The following is a 17,138-nucleotide window of genomic DNA, read 5'->3' on the forward strand; positions in this document are numbered from 1 at the left end:
AATGGTAAGATTGTGCCAGTTGACCCAGATGGAAATCCAATTCCAAATGTACCAACCCCACAATACCCAACTGATCCAAGTGATCCAACTAAGGTAACGCCAAATGAACCGGTACCAACCGTACCTAACTACACGCCGGAAGTACCAACGGTAACACCAACTGATCCTGGTGTTGATACGCCAGTTAAGTACACACCAGAAACGGTAAATCCAAAACCAGAAACTGATCAAACCGCGGTTGTCAACTACGTTGACCAAGATAACAACAACGTACAAATCGCAACCTCTGGTAACTTAACTGGTAAGGCTGGCGAAAAGATTAACTACAGTACAGCTGATCAAATCAAGGAGTTAGAAGCTAAGGGTTATGTCCTCGTAACTGATGGTTTCCCAGCTAACGCAACCTTTGATGATGACACGGATCAAAACCAGGTCTTCACGGTTGTCTTGAAGCATGGTCAGGCTCCAGTTGGACCAAATAATCCACACGAACCAGGTACGCCAGTTAACCCAGACGAACCAAATGGTCCAAAGTGGCCAGCAAAGGACACTTACACTAAGGATTACACTTCAACTGTTCACTTTGTTGATAACAACGGTAACAAGATGCGGGATGATAACGTTCAAACTTCAACTTGGACACGGACATTAATCATCGATAAAGTTACTGGTCAAATTATCAATCCAAACGAAAACTGGACTTCTGATAAGGACAGCTATAACGAAGTGAAGGTTCCGGTAATCAATGGTTACGTTGCCGATAAGGCTAATGTTTCAGCTAAGAAAGCAGTTCAACAAAACCTTGAAGACACAGTAACTTACAGTAAGGTTGGTAATATTGTACCGGTTGATCCAAATGGTAACCGGATTCCAAATGTTCCAGTGGTGCCATACACTAATGACCCAACTGATCCAACCAAGGTAACACCAAGTGAACCAGTACCATCAGTACCTGGGATGACACCAAATGTTACGACTGTAACACCGGATCACCCAACAGTTGATACCCCAGTTGTTTACATGACGCCAACACCGGTAACTCCAGAAACACCAGTTACCCCAGAAACCGATACACTAGCTGACCCAACAGCTCCAGAAACATCGGAGACTGAAACGCCAGCGCCAGCTCAACCAGCTGCTCCAGCAGTGCCAAAGGCACAAATACCAGCTTCAGTAACACCAGCCACTGTTGCTAAGCAGGAAGCGAAGAAGTTGCCACAAACGGGTAATGATAATAATGCTACGGCTGCCCTTGGCTTAGCTGCCTTAGGATTAACTGGGCTCTTAGCGGCAGGCAAGAAGCGTCGGAAAGAAAACAACTAATAAAGATCAACGTTGAACGGAGTAAGAATAAGTTATGCGGAGAGTTGTGGTTAATTTGAAGATGGTTTATTGCAATGACTTAACACATAATGCAATGGATAGTGGCTTAACAGATTCATAGCAACAAACTCGAAGCAGAAGAAAAAGCTCATGCTAGAAATAGCATGAGCTTTTTTGTGATGGAGCGCGCGTTCTGTATGAATATTAACTAGAGCGTAGGAATTGTTGAAAAGAAGCTTACGCAGGAGATACCGAGTTAGTTAATATGCTGATCGTAACTTATATTGATAATAATGGTAATTCGGTCATGCAAACTGTTGATCTAAAAGGTCAAGTTGGTTAACTGATCAACTATAAAAGGCTATGAGAATAAGGATTATAAGTTGCTGTTGAGTAACTTTAGCGATAGCAATGAAATTTTTGAGAAAAGTTCATTAGAGTGAATCCTTAAGAAAATATTTATAAAACCGCTTACTTAAATATTACAAATAGTAAATAATTTAATAAAACTAACGCTTTTATTTAAATTAGAAATAAATTAGAAATATAATTGACTTTTAATCTGGTGTCGATTAAACTAACAACAATCATTAATCAAAAAACAAATCATAAGGAGGCGTTAATGATGGAGAAACGAGTTAGTAAATCTGAAGCTAATGCAACTTATCAAAATTCATCGAAAGTCAAGGAAGTGGCTTATCGAATTTTTGCAGCGGTGGCTAATGCTATTTTGGTCGTTCTTGGAGGCGGATTACTGACACAAACTATTGGAAACTTGACAGGTCTCCATGTTTTAAGTTTAATCGGTGGGGAAGCCCAAGTATTGTTAGCGCCTGCTATTGGGGTGGCGGTTGCTTCTCAGATGAACACTAATACCTTAGTTACTTTTGCATCAATGGTAGTAGCAACAGTTGGTGCTAATGGCGTTCATTTTACTAATGAAGCGGTTAGAGGTGTAACGGCAACTGGACAGGTAGCGTTATCGTCAATGGGGGCACCTGTTTTTACTACAGGTCAGCCAGTTTCAGCAGTTTTAGCGGCTGTGGTTACAGTCCTAGTTGGGAAATACCTCACTGGTAAGACGCCCCTTGATATGGTCTTGGTACCGTTTGGAGCCTTAGCTGTCGGAATTGGGGTTGGGCTGGTAGTTGCGGCGGTTGTAACACCATCGTTACTTGCAGTTTCTGCTTATATTGCACATACGATGCAAGTGTCACCAGTTCTAGGATCAATGGTAATTTCTGTTGTGTGGGCCCTCTTTCTGATGACGCCAGCCTCTTCGGCAGCCTTGGCTGTTGCCTTGATGCTTGATCCGGTATCTTCGGCAGCTGCTTTGATCGGTACTACTGCTCAATTTGTTGGTTTTACAGCAATGTCATTTCGGCAAAATAACCTTGGCGCGAACATCGCTCAGGGATTAGTTACACCTAAAGTTCAATTCCCTAATCTCCTCATCAATCCATATTTATTAGTTCCAACAGTTGTTTCCGCAGCAGTTTGTGCGCCAATCGCAACCGTTATGTTTGGACTGCGATCGACGCCTACTCTCGGAGGATTAGGGTTAAACTCCTTGATTGTACCAATCGCTTATCTTTCACGTGGCTGGACTCAATTCAGTACTTATATGCTCTTTGGTATTGTATTCCCCGCTGTTCTCTCTGTAGCTCTTTATCTTGTCTTGAAACGAGCCGGCCTTATCGGTGAAAACCAATTACACCTTGAGTTAGTTTAATAGTAGCGATCAAATTTAAAGCTGTATGCTGATTGAATAACTTTTAATCAGCATACAGTTTTTTAGATGAGAAAACATGCTAATAACCGCTATTGTCGTGATTAAGGAATGTGATACAATAGATTGTGAATGTAAATTGTGAATGGTAATTATTCATAATTAATGGCGAGGGACGAAGCCATAGATTACGAACTAAGATGCATCGTTAATCTATAAAAGAGTTCAGTTTTTATATGAAGGAGTTTTATACTATGATTCAAACAATTGATTTGAAAAAAGGTATGGTTTTTGAACGTGACGGTAAGTTATTAAAGGTTCTTCAAATCAACCACCATAAGCCTGGTAAGGGTAACACTCTAATGCAAATGGACATCCAAGACCTCCGTTCAGGTTCAATTGTTCATACTACTATGCGTCCATCTGAAAAGGTTGAACAAGTTAACGTTGACAAGCGTTCTGCTCAATACCTTTATGATGAAGGTGATTCAGCTGTATTTATGGACCTTGAAAGTTACGAACAATACAGCTTAAGTCATGATTTACTTGGTGACGACAAGAATTACCTTGTTGAAAACATGAAGGTGATCTTAAACTTTGTTAACGGCGACATTATTGGGGTTGAATTACCAACCACTGTTGAATTAACTGTTGCTGAAACTGAACCAATGATTAAGGGTGCTACTATCGATGGTGGTGGTAAGCCTGCTACAATGGAAACTGGTTTAGTTGTTAACGTTCCTGCATTTATCAAGAATGGTGACAAGTTAATCATCAACACAACTGATGGTAGCTACAAGTCACGGGCTTAATTAATAAGTAATTAAAATGCTTCTTGTATAAACTACAGGGAGCATTTTTTATGGGAGTATTAATGTGAATAAGAAAATAGGATTGTTAATGGTCACGGGGATTGGTCTATTGTTAGCTGGTTGTGGAAACCAGGCTAATAATAAAGCGACGAATTCTTCATCTGCATCAAGCAGTAGTTTATTAGTGGCTAAAAGTAATGCGAAAGTTAATAGTGATAACATGAGTCCCCAAGAAGCTGTCAGCTTAATTAGCACTTATTGCGGTCTCCGCTATGGTGGAAATTGGGCAGCAATGGCTAAAGAAGCTCAAAAAGTGGGATTACAGGTAAATCTTTATCCGAGTTCTAAATACCAATTAAGTGATGGTGGGCAAGGAGTAGCTTACGATGTAACTGCTGGTGGAAAGTCACAGGGCCTGGTTTATACTGTTAATAACGATGATGTAAATATCTATCAAAATGTTAAGGAAAACCAAAAGAGTACAAAATTAGCAACAATTTCAAAGTCAGAAATGGCTAATTATGTTAATCAAGAAGGTCAAGGAAAACTCGTTAATGACTTAGCTGCTAAGGCGCAGGTAGTTGATAAGCGCAGTGATGATAGCAATACCTCATCAAGTACTAGTAATTCTGGCAATAAGTATGGTCGCATTGGTACTATTGATGTTCCAAGTGAAATGCAGGGAACATGGTATTCTGCAGATAATGATGCTGATTCAACCATGACTTTTGGACCTCATTCCTACACATATAGTGATGGCGACAATAGCGGAACTACCCAGCTTTACAAACAGGATCCGCAATGGGCTCAGGATGAAGATAACTATACTAACGAAGAAATCCAAAATGCAACGAAAAATTGGGGTAAAGCTGACTTTTTTAATCTTGATGGCGAACGTTGGTTGAATATTCGCGGTTGGACTCAAAGTGCTGGCGATGGCGCATCATATGCGGTGAAGACCGAAACCGTTGATGGTAAGCAGGTTAAAGTCCTAGTTGTTAGTGGAGGCGCTGAAAACTGGGTAGATGCTATTTACTATCAATCAAAAGATATGGCGCAACAGAACGCTGATAAGAAGTTTGACGACCTCCATTACCGATAAAAATAAAAACACGGCTGAAAATTTTTCAGTCGTGCTTTTTTGATGAACAGTTAATTAATTTTCTTCACTATTGAGATTAGTTATAACTTGTTCATTCTCTAGTTGTCGTTTTGTCCGCAGATCCACGTATTCCCGTTTCAGAAGTTCATTGCTAGAAATAATTTTAACGGGAGGGACCTTCGACTCAAATGGTACAGCCGTCGTATTCACAGGTGCCTCAAGAGTAGCTGCTGATACTCGGTGGTTGATTAAGAATAAACCGCACAGCAGGGAAGCAACAAGAATAACAAGGCGCTTGCCAATCGGTGAGTTAGTAGTACTTTGGAATTTCATAATAAGTCCCTCCTTAAATTAAAATTTATATTAGGTGATTGCAACATATATTATCGGCTTTAAAGACAATGGGGAAGAGAATTATCTTAGTTGCTAACAAATATTAACCACCTTAAACTCTTCTTAATCAAATGAACATAGAAAATTAAAACAGCTAATTAATTTCCTTCTTTAGCTTAACAAGCCAATTTGGGAGGGCCTCGCTTAAGCTATTATAAGTATCTTGAAATCGATGAGTGATCCAGGGGTCAACGATATAACGGTTTTCTTTTCCCAGGGTAGCCTCAAAGATTCCGTGAACCTTATTTTCTAACCCAGCTGGCGCCATATCTTTGGCATCTCGGACATTCATCTGATCCATTGCGATAATATAATCGGCGTCATAATAGTCACTGTCGCACAATTGGCGCGCTATCATTCCGTCGTCTTTAATGTGATATTTATCAAGAATGGCTTTTGTTCGACTATCAGCAGGTGAACCTTCTGCAATGTTACTTGTGCCGGCTGAGTCAACACTAATTTGATCAGCAACGCCAGCTTCTGCAACTATTTTTTTGAACATCGCTTCCGCCATTGGGGAGCGGCAAATATTACCAAGGCAAACAAAAATTACTTTCATAAAAAATACTCCACCTACTTATTTAGCTAATTCAGGGTCAATTTTGATGATTGGCTTAATAACCTTTCCGTTTGTTGAGTCGGCGATAACTTGATTAATATCAGCAAAATCATAGTACTTAACAAGTTTATCAAGGGGGAACTTGCCTTGTTTGTAGTATTTAACTAGTTGAGGAATAAACTCTTGGGGATTGCTATCTCCTTCGACAACCCCAGAGATTTTCTTGGATTCTGACAAGATATCATCCATCAAGTTTAAGGTAATATCGCCGCCAACCCCTAAGAGAACGCATTCGCCAGCAGTGGCAAGACTATCGATTGCTGATTTAATTACGCCAGTGTTTCCAGTAGTATCGATTGCATAAGTTACACCGCGCGGAACGATTTCCTTAATTGCTTTGACGGGATCTTCCGCCGTGTTATTAATTGTTTCAGTAGCGCCTAATTCCTTTGCCAGGTCAAGGTGGTTACCGTTACGATTAATCGCAATAATATGTTTAACTCCAGCAATTTTAGCAGCCATGATTGCGGCGAAGCCAACAGCACCAACACCGAAAACGGCAATTGCATCTTCAGGAGCAGGTTTAATATAATTTAGAACGGTTCCGGCACCTGTTTGCATTCCACAACCGAGTGGCCCTAATAAATTAAGGTCAACGTCTTGATCAACTTTAACAATATTATGGACATTGGCTGTTACATATGTCGAAAAGGAAGATTGACCAAAAAAGACACTGACTGGTGTTCCATCATCTAAATGCAGACGGTGAGTATTATCATAGGTTTTTCCTTCAAAGTTTAGCTGATTGAAGTTTTCGCATAAGCCTTGATGATTATGAGTACAGTTATAGCAATGGCCACAGTAGCTAAACGATAGAACAACATGGTCGCCAACTTTAACGTCGGTAACATTAGCCCCTACTTTTTGAACGACGCCTGCACCGTCATGCCCGAGGACAACTGGGAGGGGAGTAGTGGCACCGCTTCGACCAACAATATCTGTATGACAAAAACCTGTTGAGGCAATTTTTACTAATACTTCATTCGCGTTTGGTTCATCTAATTCTAAAGTTTGAATTTCTAAATCAGTGTTAGGCTTGATTGCAACAGCAGCTTTAATTTGCATATTTGGCCCTTCCTTTCAATATAAACATTCTGGATATTAAACAAAGTTATTGTAGCATTAGAAAGAAAAAGTGTAGACTGTTAATAGAAGTCTACACCCGAATTAAAATGTTCGCCTAGGAGGGAAAATGAACGAAGAATTATTACGATTATTTTTAGATGTTGTCCAATTAGGTAGTTTTCAAAAAGTAGCGAAAAAGAATTACGTCTCCCAGCGAGCTGTTTCGCGGCAGATTCAGCGGTTAGAGCAAAATCTTCATACGCAATTGTTCGAGCGCAAGAAAAATAAAATCGTTTTGACGCCGGCTGGTGAATTTTTTAGGAAACGCAGTGAGGCAATTATTAATATGCTAGATGCGACTCAACATGAACTCCACCGTTTTTCTTACCGGGGTGCAACTACCTTGTCAATCGGCTATTTTTCGCCTTTTGATGGCCTCTTTATCCATAAACTACTTGCTAAGTTATCGCCCACTGTAAATGCCTTTATAAGTGAAGAAAGTGTGGAACATTTGGTTTCAGATGTATTAATGGATAACCTTGATTGTGCTATTGTGATGGATGATTATGGTTTTAACAATAATTATGCACAAATGGGATTACAAACAGTTACCATCCATCGTGACCGAATGATTATCGGAATAAGTGAGCGTTTAAGTCATAATAATGAGGTCGATCTTACTACTATTCAGAAAATGCCGGTTACCTATTATAGTAATGAGGATTCATCATATTTAAAACAAGCCTTTACCAGTAGTCTCCAAGGAATTGTGCGACCTGCAGAGGTATTACGAGTGCCAACTTACGAGCAAATGCAGATGTTAGTCGGATCAGGTCAAGCCTTAGCATTTTATCCCGAAAAGCTGATCAAGGTCCTTCAAAATCCACTTGAAAATATCCGCTATTTACCGTTGGCTGGGAAAAGCAATCAGTCATTTGAGTTTAAATTAATTTTTAAAGCGAAAAAGCCGCATGATATTGTAAAACAAGTAGCTAAAATATTACAACTATCAAATAATTAATCTGTCGGTTCAGAAGCAATGGCTAGAATTTCACCGTCCATTGTCCAGCTTTTAACTGTTGCCGGGATGATAAAATGATTGCCCTTGTGAAGGGGATATTGTTGATCATCAACGGTTAAAATTCCATTGCCATTAATGATTGAAACTAGAGTATAGGGACCGTGCTCGTGAGACAAACTGGTTTGATCATGGATTTCCCACTTGTAGACGGTAAAGAATGGTGAATCAGGTTGAGAAATTAAAGTAGTAATTATTGAATTACCATTATGAACGATGTGGGAATTAATTTGTGGTTCAGTAAATGGTACTGTTGTCACATCTTTTGCTTGTCTTAAATGAAGCTGACGTAATTGACCTGTCTTTTTATCTCGACGATCATAGTCATAGATCCGATAAGTGATATCAGAACTTTGCTGGGTTTCTAAGACTATTAAAGCATGGATAGTTCCACTTGGCACATAGACAAAGTTTTACTAAAGAGTTTTGCCCATTGATGGTTATCGATAATCTTAATAAGTTCAGCGCGTGTTTTTGCGGTATGGCCGTATGTTAAATAAGCCCCTGTTTCTGCATGAATAACATACCAACACTCAGTTTTACCTAGCTCGTGTTCATGTTTTTCGGCGTAAGCATCGTTGGGATGAACTTGAATTGATAAACTAGCATTGGCATCAAGAATCTTTGTTAATAATGGAAAAACAGAAGAACTTGGATTACCAAATAGCTCAGGGTGTTGCTGATAAACTTTTGGCAGCAATTGTCCTTTATATTGACCATTTGTAATAATATTTGGGCCATGAGGATGTCCAGAAATTGCCCAACACTCACCAATTGTTCCCTCTGGAATTTGGTAACCGAAGTCAGTTGCAAGGTGTCGACCGTCCCAAATTTTCTCATAAAAGACTGGCTTTAAAAATAATGATTCTCTCAAAGGTATCACCTCTTTCATGTATCCGCTTGCATAAAATATAGCATTTCTGTGAAGGGTGTTTTCCAGACAATGAAGAAAGATATTCGTAAAAAAAGGCTGTTGAAAAAACAAAAAAGTTTTTTCTCAGCCTTAAACTAGTGAAATTAAAATATTTATTGAATCAGCCAACCAAGAGGCCATGAGAACCACTCAAAGGCCTTATCAATCTTGCCTTGGTTGATTTTTTTATTAGTTGCTAAAACTTGAAAAGTGACTTTTTCCTCTTTGAAAAGTTTTGGAGTTGGGAAAAAGCCATTGCGCCGATAAAATTTAAGTCGTCGTAACCGTTGCTGATTATTTGCCGCCTGGGGATTTGGTTGCTCCACATCAAGGGCAAGTGAATCTTCAGGGTAAAGGCTACGAAGCTTATTAATAATCCGTGTCCCATATCCTTGAGAACGGATTTGATCATTAACTGCGAGATATAAAATATAATGCATACCGTGACTGTGAATAACGTAAGCAAATCCAACAAACTGTTCTTGGTCATAGAAGGCCATGAAGTCAGCGCGTTGATACTTACTTTTGATGAGCAACCACGTCCACGGTTCTCGCTCATATTTCGGAAATGCGCGCATATATAATTGTTTAACTTGTTTATATTCTTTTAAACTCAACCTCACGGGCTGTATGTCTAAATCCAAATAATATCACTCCTTGTAATTAAATATTTTACCAGAAAAGGATTAAATAGACAATTTGAAATCAAACATTTGTTCTGATATAGTAATACAGTATTTTAAGAAAGGGATGAGAGGATGGATAAAATTATTGCGTTGACCCGCCAACAGCGAGAAACTATTTTACAACATTTAACGGCCAATCAGGTGCAGGCTTTGAGTGAGTTTACCCGTTATGCGATGCTATCGCGTTTTCATACCCATCACTATCTTAAACAGACTGATTGGGAGTTTCAGGGAATGGTAATTGACCCGTGGTATCAGCGGCAACATGACCACCCTGGCGACAATCTTTATTGTGATTGTGGTCGGCGTTTAAAGAATCAATTTATCTTACGTTCTCGTACAAGTGGCCGCCAACTATTTCTAGGTATCTCTCATTTTCAGCAGCATGCCAGTATTCCTCAAAAGGTTGCAAGAGAGATTCAGGCCGGAATTAATGAGATTAATCTGTACATGGATAGCATCCTTTTGGCTTATCAATCTGGTTATCGGTTTCCAAAAAAGAAATTTCAGTTTGTTGTTGATCAGCAGGGATTTAAGAACCACGAAGGAACGATCCTTTACCAGCGATGTAACTTATTTAGTCGAGTTGACCTTCCGCTCCACCAACGTGATTATCAAGATTTACAAACTATATATTACCAATTAAAACAAGGAGTTACTCATCGTCTTACAAAACAAGAGATTAACCAATTGCGAGCTGATATTGCGAACGATTGGCGGCAGATTGACCAACAAATTACGATGTTTAACTATTTCCTTCGTCAGCATGGACTCTTTGATCAAGATCTTCACCGGATTAAAAGTAATTCAATTAATTATGCTTTACAACGACGAAAGACACGGTTCTTTATTAGTGATTATAAACAGTTACTAGTTCTAACCTTAACCAAGGCGCGAAGTCAATTAGCAATAAAACTTCGCCAACTATCTTTCTATGTTCAAATATGTGAAGAGGTCTCATCAGCAAAAATTTTGTGTGAACAAGCAATCCAAATTCTCCTCGCTCATAAGACAACAAGTGGCCATTCGCACTTTTATGGGATAAAGGAGGCAAAAAAGTTTACTGAAAAATTAATGATCAATAATTAATATTGTGTACTTTATTATCCTTGAGATTAACTTTTATTTTTATTGTGTTCATTAAACTTATAAAATGATAAATAAATATTAGTTATTCTTTGAACGTGCTTTTTTACCATGTTATAATTTATTATGATAATTATATAAATTCTTGCATGGGGTGAAACAAATGATGAATCTGAACACTGACCAAGGTATTACCTATTCATTAAGTATTTTACAGGAAGTTGATTATCCAGAAGTGCTTTTTTGGCTTGGCATAAAGCCGTTAAATTTCGGTGATTTACACGACCTATTAGCAAATATTTCTAATGATCGATTGATAACGGTAATAGACGATTTGCAAGAAAATTATTTGATTAGTCCGATTAAACAAGCTGGATGTTTTGTGTTGACAAAAGGTGGCCAAGAATTAGCTCATTTAATTACTTCTCTAGGAGTATGGGGTCGACAACAAATGGATGAAAACAGAGGAATAGATAGTGTTCAAGTTGTAATGCCAGATTCATTGATGAACCAAAAAGAACTTTTGAAGTATCGTAGTATTGTAGAACAATATATTTAACTTACTTATAGTAACAGAAATTAAAATAATTATAACTAAATCAAAAAACTTCTAAAGGATTTTTTCTTTAGAAGTTTTTTTACTATATCAATAATTTTGCAAAAATAATTCGTATTTCTTGTAATAATTTATATAAATAGTATTATAAGGTTGAATGTTAATGAAAATGCTTTAAATAACGCTTTTAAGCTAATTGTGGATTTAAAAGCTTCATTAATAAATTTTTATTGCTGAGAGGAGGAAACGATTTGCATATTAATAGCGGTGATACGGCCTTTATGATGCTTTGTACGGCAATGGTCTGTTTAATGACACCTGGACTTGCTTTCTTCTATGGTGGATTGGCTCGTAAACGAAGTGTCTTATACATTATGATGCAATCATTTATTTCGATGGGAATTGTTACCTTGATTTGGGTTTATGGAGGCTTTGGTCTTGCATTTGGAAAGGATGAGGGTGGCGTAATCGGTCGCATTTCAGATTACTTTGCTCTTGCACATGTGGGATTAGTACCAAATGCTGTCCACGCGGCATCAATTCCATTCGCGTTATTTTTCTTATTCCAATTGATGTTTTGTGTTATAACTGTGCCATTGATTAGTGGTGCATTTGCGGAACGCCTGAATATGAAGGGATATATTCTGTTATTAATTTTCTGGACATACCTTGTTTATATCCCGGTTTGTCACTGGGTATGGGGCAACGGGTTCTTAGCAAAATGGGGATTCGTTGACTTTGCTGGAGGCACTGTTATTCACACCACGGCCGGATTTGCTGCATTAGCAAGTATTATTGTCCTTGGTAAACGGAAATTAAAGCACGCTGGTATGAAGCCAAGTAACTTAATGGCTGCTGCGATTGGAACTGGCCTTCTTTGGTTTGGTTGGTTCGGTTTCAATTCTGGCGGTGCATTGCGAGCCGGTGCTTTATCAACGAAGGCTTTTACTAACACGGCGATTGGTTTAGCTAGTGGGATGATTGTTTGGATCCTCTATGCAAAATTTGTTCGGGGAAAAGTTGATTTTATTGATGTTTTAACCGGGTCAGTTGCTGGTTTAGCTACAATTACTCCTTGTGCTGGTTATATTAACCCTGCGGCAGCTGTCTTAGTTGGTTTAGCAGCCGGAATCATTTGTAATGTTGCTGTCAGTCTTCAAGAAAAGATTGGCTGGGATGATGCACTTGGTGTTTGGGGAGTTCACGGTATCGGTGGATTTACTGGCACAATTTTGATTGGAATTTTAGCTGATCGAACTGTTAATGGAATTGGGGCAAGCGGTCATCAATTCTTAATTCAAGCTGGCGGCGTTATTCTAGTTGCAGCTTACTCGTTTGCAATTACTTTTATCTTACTTAAGATCTTAGGAGCAATTACTAACATTCGTCCTTCCGATAAGATCATTCAAGAAGGACTTGATCAAACATTGCTAAATGAAACAACGTATGACATTGATTAATGGTTTGCTGAATCGTCTCAATGAAAGGAGGCGAAAATGAATTGTTAGGTTGTATATTGCTTTATGTCGGTATGGTATTGATGAGTAACGGATTCTATACCGTAGAGAACATAAAGGATAAATCGATTGTGGTTATGAACTTCTTTACTGGTGGACTTAGCTTAATTCTTAACATCGTTGCTTTATCGTGGGGAATTATAAATGATAAGCCAGCAAGTTGGTTCTATGCCAGTGCCACTGGGTTGCTATTCGCATTTACTTATCTCTATGTTGCTTTTAATACTCTCTGTGACTTTGATCAACGGCTTTATGGCTGGTTTAGTTTGTTTGTTGCGATTAACTCGATTCCAGCTGGGATCTTATGTTTCCAAAATTATGGTGGCAATTGGATTTACGGTATCATCTGGTGGGCCTGGGGAATTCTCTGGTTAACAGGATTCTTGACCAACAATCTGAAGATGAATCTTGGGAAGTTTCCAGGATATTTAGGAATTATTGAAGGAATTTGTACAGCATGGATTCCAGGATTCTTAATGCTCCTGAACTGCTGGCCTAACTAACACAATTTAGGCAGAAAGGAAGGATATACAATGAGGCTCACAAAGCGTGAACAAGAAAAAATGATGATTAGCTTAGCCGGAATGATCGCAGAAAAGCGTAAGGATCGTGGCTTAAAGCTAAACCAGCCAGAAGCAGTTGCCCTAATTACCAGTCGCCTGTTGGAAGGCGCTCGTGATGGCAAGACTGTTGGTGAGTTAATGAATGAAGGTGCAACTTGGCTAACTAAGGATGATGTTATGGAAGGAATTCCGGAAATGATTCCAATGATTCAAGTTGAAGCAACATTCCCTGATGGCACCAAGCTAATCACTGTTACTGACCCAATTCGCTAGTTTTTAGCATCTAAAGAAGGAGGAAACAAAATGGTTCCTGGAGAATATAAGTTACAACCAGACAAAGTACCATACAATGTTGGTTACGATGATATCTCACTCAAAGTAAAAAACGTTGGTGACCGTCCTGTCCAAGTTGGTTCAGAATATCACTTTTACGAAGCAAATGAGCAAGGTCTACAATTTGATCGTAGTCAGGCATGGGGTAAGCACCTTGATATACCAGCCGGAACTGCCATTCGTCTAGAAGCTGGTGAAGAGCGGACCGTTAAACTCATTGACTTTGGTGGAAAACGTCGAGTATTCGGCTTTAACAATAAAGTTAATGGTTGGCTTGATGTTGATAAGAAGGCTGACACATATAATGGGTATCCGCTTGAGAAGAGTTATCCTGAAGAAAAGTAAAGAGGAGGTAAAGTTATGAGTTTTGATATGGATCACGAGCAGTTTGCCTCATTTTACGGACCAACTACTGGCGATAGCGTGCGACTAGGCGACACTGATCTGTTTGCCAAGATTGAAAAAGACCTAACAGTTCATGGTCAAGAAAGTCTTTTTGGTGGTGGAAAAGTCCTTCGTGATGGTATGGGTGTTAGTGCTACTGAAACACGTGCCGAAAATCCAATGGTTGCAGATACGATTATTTCTGATGCAATTATTATTGATTGGACTGGTATTTACAAAGCTGATATTGGTATTCGTGACGGTAAGATCTTAGCCATTGGTAAGGGTGGTAACCCAGACGTCATGGATAATGTTGATTTCATCGTTGGTGCAAGTACTGAAGCCATCTCTGGTGAAGGGATGATTGTTACTGCTGGTGGGATTGACTTACACGTTCACTACATTACACCATCAATTGCCCAGGCCGCTTTGGATAACGGTATTACAACCTTATTTGGTGGTGGTACCGGTCCAGCTAATGGTACTCGTTCCGCTACTTGTAACCCTGGAGCATGGTACACTCACCGGATGCTTCAAGCGGTTGATAACGCTCCTATTAACTATGGTTTGATGGCTAAGGGTTCTGGATCACGGCCAGAACTAATCGGTGAACAAATCGAAGCTGGATGTGCTGCCATTAAGACCCACGAAGACTGGGGTGCTACTGCGGCCGGAATTGAAAATTCAATTGCTGCGGCTAATAAGTATGATGTTCAATACGCTGTCCACACTGACTCGTTAAACGAAGGTGGATTCGTCGAAAACACTATCAATGCCTTTAACGGTAATACAGTTCACACATTCCACACTGAAGGTGCCGGTGGTGGACACGCTCCTGACATTATGGTTGTTGCTGGTCAGGATAATGTTTTGCCATCATCAACAACCCCAACTAACCCATATTGTAAGAACACCCTTGATGAATTGTTCTACATGACAATGGTTTGCCACAACCTTAATCCTAAGATTCCTGACGACGTTGCCTTTGCTGAATCACGTATTCGGAAACAAACTGAAGCTGCCGAAGACGTGCTCCAAGATATGGGGGCTCTCAGCATGATGACTTCTGATGCGCAAGCCATGGGACGTGTTGGTGAAGTTGCTATGCGTTGTTGGCAATTAGCAAGTAAGATGAAGAAGGTTCGTGGACCACTAGACGGTGATTCGAAGTACGATGACAATAACCGGATTAAGCGTTACGTTGCTAAATACACAATTAATCCAGCTATTTGTAATGGTATTTCAGATTATGTTGGTTCAATTGAAGTTGGTAAGTATGCTGATTTGAACATTTGGGATCCGAAGTACTTTGGAACTAAGCCAGATATGGTTATCAAGAACGGAATGATCACATACGGTATTGCTGGTGACCCAAGTTCAAGTCTTCCAACACCTGAACCAGTTCTTGAACGGTTCCTTTACGGTGCAGAAGGTCGCGCTGTTAACCATACATGTGTAACTTATGTATCCCAATATGCATATGATCATGGTATCAAGGAACAACTTGGTTTGAACAAGACTATTTTACCTGTTCACAATACACGGAGTCTTACTAAGGCCAACATGAAGCTTAATAACTATACTCCGAAGACAATTGAAATTGATCCACAAACTTATGACGTTAAGATTGATGGTAAGCTTATCACTTGTGATGCTGCACCAACATTACCATTAACTCAACGCTACTACCTATATTAATCTAATTTAGATTTATCCAGGGGATTGGGAGCCGTGCCCCAATCTCCTTTTATAAAAAATATATAAAAAGAGGTTTTATACTTATGGTTTTAACAGAAGTTTATCGTAATGTAGATGATATTCCTAATATTGGTAGTTATCACATTGAAACTGCAATGGTTAAAAGTGATGATTTAATGAAAAATATTTTGCGGGTAAAGACAGATCATGGCAACGAGTACGGTATTCGTCTCGACAATGAAGACCAAATTTTAGAGAATGGGTCTGCCTTTAAGCTTGGAGATAAGCAGTTGCTTGTATTGAGCGTAATTGCGGATGAAATGATTGAGATAACGCCACGTGATATTGATGAAATGGGGCTTGTTGCTCACTTCCTTGGTAATTTACACAAGCCAGTCCAAATTAAAGATGGTAAAATCTCGCTTCTCTTAGATAAGGTTGTTATTAAAATGCTTGATAAGCATGATATCAATTATGAATTAAAGAAGGTTCAACTAGACCAACCGCTAGAGTACCTCGATTTAACAAAGTAAGTAGGGATAAAGATGGAAAAGGAATTAACAAATAAACTCAACTATCTTGAGGTTTTCCAAATTTGTGATTCTACCTTCCCAATCGGTACTTTTAATCACTCATTCGGAATGGAAAATTATTTGCGAACTAATGTGATTAAAAAAGCTCCTGAATTTCGAATTTGGCTTGAGAACTATTATCGTTCGCAATTTAGGTTTGGTGAAGGACTTCTCGTTAAATTGTGCTATGAGGCAATTGATAAGCATGATTTTGACAAGCTGATTGAATATGATGATCAAATTACGAAATCAACTTTAGCAACTGAAACACGGAACGGAACAAAGCTGATCGCTCACCAAATGATTATTTTAATTGATAAAATTTACGGTGATAAGGTTCCGCACCTAAAAGAATATGCTAAGGCAATTGAAGATGGTAAGGCATACGGAAACCCAGCCATTGTATTCTCAATGTTTGCTCATTATAAAGGTGTTCCATTGATGGATGCTTTCTTGATGTACGGATATAGCGTTGCCTCCACACTGGTATTAAATGCGGTTCGGGCAGTGCCACTTGGTCAACGTGAAGGACAGGTTATCTTAAATGATCTAATCAAGCTTTTGAAGCCACTATATAAGCGCGTGATGAAACTTGATGCCTCTTACCTTGGTGCCAATGCTCCTGGCCTTGAAATGGCACAGATTAATCACGAAACACAAGAATCACGATTGTTTATGTCTTAATTATTTTGGAAGGGAAGTTAAAATT

18 protein-coding genes and 1 pseudogene are annotated in these 17,138 nt (G+C 39.1%); 14 read left to right on the plus strand and 5 right to left on the minus strand.

Features of this window, described 5'->3' with window-relative positions; all coding sequences use genetic code 11:
• From H5S10_RS08080 to H5S10_RS08095, 4 genes are all read left to right on the plus strand, one after another.
• On the plus strand, positions 1-1,323 hold a 1,323-nt coding region (locus H5S10_RS08080; RefSeq protein ID WP_182589256.1), incomplete at its 5' end, for a mucin-binding protein.
• A 550-nt stretch (positions 1,324-1,873) separates the two neighbouring features.
• Positions 1,874-3,055: a PTS transporter subunit IIC gene (locus H5S10_RS08085; protein ID WP_182586795.1), complete on the plus strand. Its 1,182-nt coding sequence runs from the start codon at positions 1,874-1,876 to the stop codon at positions 3,053-3,055.
• A gap of 251 nt (positions 3,056-3,306) precedes the next feature.
• Positions 3,307-3,864 carry an elongation factor P gene (efp, locus tag H5S10_RS08090; protein WP_003674998.1) on the plus strand — a complete coding sequence of 186 codons (558 nt, stop codon included), beginning with the start codon at positions 3,307-3,309 and terminating at the stop codon, positions 3,862-3,864.
• Positions 3,865-3,928: 64 nt separating this feature from the next.
• A complete protein-coding gene (locus H5S10_RS08095; RefSeq protein WP_182589258.1) occupies positions 3,929-4,966 on the plus strand; it encodes a hypothetical protein in 1,038 nt (345 codons plus the stop codon).
• A 54-nt stretch (positions 4,967-5,020) separates the two neighbouring features.
• Here the strand turns inward: H5S10_RS08095 and H5S10_RS08100 are convergent, their stop codons facing one another.
• From H5S10_RS08100 to H5S10_RS08110, 3 genes are all read right to left on the minus strand, one after another.
• Positions 5,021-5,299, minus strand: a complete 279-nt coding sequence (locus H5S10_RS08100) for a hypothetical protein (RefSeq protein ID WP_086132233.1) — start codon at positions 5,297-5,299, stop codon at positions 5,021-5,023.
• A gap of 154 nt (positions 5,300-5,453) precedes the next feature.
• Positions 5,454-5,918 (minus strand): low molecular weight protein-tyrosine-phosphatase, encoded by a 465-nt coding sequence (locus tag H5S10_RS08105; RefSeq protein WP_182586797.1) that lies wholly within the window; start codon positions 5,916-5,918, stop codon positions 5,454-5,456.
• 18 nt (positions 5,919-5,936) lie between these two features.
• Entirely contained in the window at positions 5,937-7,043 is a 1,107-nt protein-coding gene (locus H5S10_RS08110) for an NAD(P)-dependent alcohol dehydrogenase (protein ID WP_182589259.1), read from the minus strand.
• A 127-nt stretch (positions 7,044-7,170) separates the two neighbouring features.
• On the opposite strand from H5S10_RS08110, the gene H5S10_RS08115 reads away from it, so the two are divergent.
• On the plus strand, positions 7,171-8,064 hold the full coding sequence (locus H5S10_RS08115; protein ID WP_182586799.1) for a LysR family transcriptional regulator: 894 nt from the start codon (positions 7,171-7,173) through the stop codon (positions 8,062-8,064).
• Here the strand turns inward: H5S10_RS08115 and H5S10_RS08120 are convergent.
• Positions 8,061-8,995, minus strand: a pseudogene (locus tag H5S10_RS08120) (type I phosphomannose isomerase catalytic subunit). The gene H5S10_RS08115 and the pseudogene H5S10_RS08120 overlap by 4 nt on opposite strands.
• Positions 8,996-9,147: 152 nt before the next feature.
• The gene (locus H5S10_RS08125) at positions 9,148-9,678 is read right to left on the minus strand and encodes a GNAT family N-acetyltransferase (RefSeq protein ID WP_182589260.1); all 531 of its coding nucleotides are present in this window, start codon (positions 9,676-9,678) and stop codon (positions 9,148-9,150) included.
• A 114-nt stretch (positions 9,679-9,792) separates the two neighbouring features.
• Here H5S10_RS08125 and H5S10_RS08130 point away from each other — a divergent pair, with 114 nt between their 5' ends.
• The 9 genes from H5S10_RS08130 to H5S10_RS08170 all read left to right on the plus strand — a co-directional run bounded on the left by H5S10_RS08130 (position 9,793) and on the right by H5S10_RS08170 (position 17,113).
• A complete protein-coding gene (locus tag H5S10_RS08130) occupies positions 9,793-10,809 on the plus strand; it encodes a hypothetical protein (protein WP_182589261.1) in 1,017 nt (338 codons plus the stop codon).
• Between the two features lie 160 nt (positions 10,810-10,969).
• Positions 10,970-11,365 carry a winged helix-turn-helix transcriptional regulator gene (locus H5S10_RS08135; protein ID WP_182586801.1) on the plus strand — a complete coding sequence of 132 codons (396 nt, stop codon included), beginning with the start codon at positions 10,970-10,972 and terminating at the stop codon, positions 11,363-11,365.
• Positions 11,366-11,643: 278 nt separating this feature from the next.
• A complete protein-coding gene (locus H5S10_RS08140; protein ID WP_050778841.1) occupies positions 11,644-12,822 on the plus strand; it encodes an ammonium transporter in 1,179 nt (392 codons plus the stop codon).
• A 41-nt stretch (positions 12,823-12,863) separates the two neighbouring features.
• Positions 12,864-13,382 (plus strand): AmiS/UreI family transporter, encoded by a 519-nt coding sequence (locus H5S10_RS08145; RefSeq protein WP_182586802.1) that lies wholly within the window; start codon positions 12,864-12,866, stop codon positions 13,380-13,382.
• Positions 13,383-13,412: 30 nt separating this feature from the next.
• Complete coding sequence (locus H5S10_RS08150; RefSeq protein ID WP_035154116.1) at positions 13,413-13,715, plus strand: urease subunit gamma; 303 nt, start codon at positions 13,413-13,415, stop codon at positions 13,713-13,715.
• 30 nt (positions 13,716-13,745) lie between these two features.
• Entirely contained in the window at positions 13,746-14,120 is a 375-nt protein-coding gene (locus H5S10_RS08155; protein WP_035154118.1) for an urease subunit beta, read from the plus strand.
• A gap of 15 nt (positions 14,121-14,135) precedes the next feature.
• Complete coding sequence (ureC, locus tag H5S10_RS08160) at positions 14,136-15,857, plus strand: urease subunit alpha (protein WP_094501140.1); 1,722 nt, start codon at positions 14,136-14,138, stop codon at positions 15,855-15,857.
• An 83-nt stretch (positions 15,858-15,940) separates the two neighbouring features.
• A complete protein-coding gene (locus H5S10_RS08165) occupies positions 15,941-16,390 on the plus strand; it encodes an urease accessory protein UreE (protein WP_003664737.1) in 450 nt (149 codons plus the stop codon).
• A 12-nt stretch (positions 16,391-16,402) separates the two neighbouring features.
• Positions 16,403-17,113 carry an urease accessory protein UreF gene (locus H5S10_RS08170; protein ID WP_182589262.1) on the plus strand — a complete coding sequence of 237 codons (711 nt, stop codon included), beginning with the start codon at positions 16,403-16,405 and terminating at the stop codon, positions 17,111-17,113.
• Positions 17,114-17,138 lie beyond the last annotated feature (25 nt).

Source organism: Limosilactobacillus balticus (genome assembly GCF_014145615.1).
In the GTDB taxonomy this organism is placed as follows: Bacteria; Bacillota; Bacilli; order Lactobacillales; family Lactobacillaceae; genus Limosilactobacillus; species Limosilactobacillus balticus.

Bases quoted from the DNA above. Each gene is read 5' to 3' on its own strand.
- H5S10_RS08100 (WP_086132233.1), bottom strand. From the start codon at position 5,299: ATGAAATTCCAAAGTACTACTAACTCACCGATTGGCAAGCGCCTTGTT.
- H5S10_RS08105 (WP_182586797.1), bottom strand. From the start codon at position 5,918: ATGAAAGTAATTTTTGTTTGCCTTGGTAATATTTGCCGCTCCCCAATG.
- ureC (WP_094501140.1), top strand. From the start codon at position 14,136: ATGAGTTTTGATATGGATCACGAGCAGTTTGCCTCATTTTACGGACCA.
- H5S10_RS08150 (WP_035154116.1), top strand. From the start codon at position 13,413: ATGAGGCTCACAAAGCGTGAACAAGAAAAAATGATGATTAGCTTAGCC.
- H5S10_RS08130 (WP_182589261.1), top strand. From the start codon at position 9,793: ATGGATAAAATTATTGCGTTGACCCGCCAACAGCGAGAAACTATTTTA.
- H5S10_RS08140 (WP_050778841.1), top strand. From the start codon at position 11,644: ATGATGCTTTGTACGGCAATGGTCTGTTTAATGACACCTGGACTTGCT.
- H5S10_RS08155 (WP_035154118.1), top strand. From the start codon at position 13,746: ATGGTTCCTGGAGAATATAAGTTACAACCAGACAAAGTACCATACAAT.
- H5S10_RS08110 (WP_182589259.1), bottom strand. From the start codon at position 7,043: ATGCAAATTAAAGCTGCTGTTGCAATCAAGCCTAACACTGATTTAGAA.
- H5S10_RS08115 (WP_182586799.1), top strand. From the start codon at position 7,171: ATGAACGAAGAATTATTACGATTATTTTTAGATGTTGTCCAATTAGGT.
- H5S10_RS08165 (WP_003664737.1), top strand. From the start codon at position 15,941: ATGGTTTTAACAGAAGTTTATCGTAATGTAGATGATATTCCTAATATT.
- H5S10_RS08170 (WP_182589262.1), top strand. From the start codon at position 16,403: ATGGAAAAGGAATTAACAAATAAACTCAACTATCTTGAGGTTTTCCAA.
- efp (WP_003674998.1), top strand. From the start codon at position 3,307: ATGATTCAAACAATTGATTTGAAAAAAGGTATGGTTTTTGAACGTGAC.
- H5S10_RS08135 (WP_182586801.1), top strand. From the start codon at position 10,970: ATGATGAATCTGAACACTGACCAAGGTATTACCTATTCATTAAGTATT.